The sequence below is a fragment of the Arthrobacter sp. 01T425 genome, assembly GCF_056398725.1.
Map to the genome: position 1 here is coordinate 1 of NZ_JBFTPY010000038.1, position 1,348 is coordinate 1,348.

Sequence of the window (1,348 nt, forward strand, 5' to 3'; positions counted from 1 at the left end):
TGGACGTGGCTGCAGGAGAAGATACCTCCCATATCCTCAGCGGGTTGACAAACCAGCTGCCTGATCGTGATCCGGAAGAGACCGCCGAATGGCTGGAGTCCCTGGATACCCTGATTCAGGAACAAGGCACCGAACGTGCCCAGTACATTATGCGAAGCCTGCTCCAGCGGGCCGGCGCGCAGAGCGTGGGTGTTCCGATGGTCACCACCACGGACTACGTCAACACCATCCCGGTCGACCAGGAAGCGGCATTCCCTGGCGATGAAGAGATCGAACGCAAATACCGYGCCTGGCTGCGCTGGAATGCCGCCGTGATGGTGCACCGGGCRCAGCGGGCGGACATCGGCGTCGGAGGCCACATCTCCACYTACGCCGGCGCCGCGACCCTGTACGAGGTCGSCTTCAACCACTTCTTCCGCGGCAAGGACCACCCCGGCGGCGGCGACCAGGTCTTCTTCCAGGGCCACGCCTCCCCCGGCATGTACGCCCGCGCCTTCATGGAAGGCCGGCTCTCCGAGGAGGACCTGGACGGGTTCCGCCAGGAGAAGTCCAAGGAAGGGCACGCCCTGTCCTCCTATCCGCACCCGCGCCTGATGCCGGAGTTCTGGGAATTCCCCACCGTCTCGATGGGCATCGGCCCGATGAACGCCATCTACCAGGCCCAGTCCAACCGGTACCTGCACAACCGCGGCATCAAGGACACCTCGGACCAGCAGGTCTGGGCGTTCCTGGGCGACGGCGAAATGGACGAGCCCGAGTCCCGCGGCCTGCTGCAGCTGGCGGCCAACGACAAGCTCGACAACCTCAACTTCGTGATCAACTGCAACCTCCAGCGCCTCGACGGTCCCGTCCGCGGCAACGGCAAGATCATGCAGGAACTCGAAGCGTTCTTCCGCGGTGCCGGCTGGAACGTCATCAAGGTCGTCTGGGGCCGGGAGTGGGATGACCTGCTGGCCAAGGACGAGGACGGCTCGCTCGTGAAGATCATGAACGAGACCGTCGACGGCGACTACCAGACGTACAAGGCCGAATCCGGCGCGTTCGTCCGCGAGCACTTCTTCGGCAAGACCCCGCAGACCAAGGAAATGGTCCAGGACCTGACCGACGACCAGATCTGGAACCTCAAGCGCGGCGGGCACGACTACAACAAGGTCTACGCCGCCTACAAGGCCGCCACCGAGTTCAAGGGCAAGCCCACGGTCATCCTGGCGCACACGGTCAAGGGCTACGGCCTGGGCACCCACTTCGAGGGCCGCAACGCGACCCACCAGATGAAGAAGCTCACCCTCGCGGACCTCAAGGCCTTCCGCGACCACCTGCGCATCCCGATCACGGACGACCAGCTCGA

Annotated in this window: 1 pseudogene; it reads left to right on the forward strand. The window is 64.5% G+C overall.

The features are described from left to right. Positions 1 to 5: 5 nt before the first annotated feature. Positions 6 to 1,348: pseudogene (locus AC1DNG_RS21725) on the forward strand (pyruvate dehydrogenase (acetyl-transferring), homodimeric type); the annotation flags it as partial.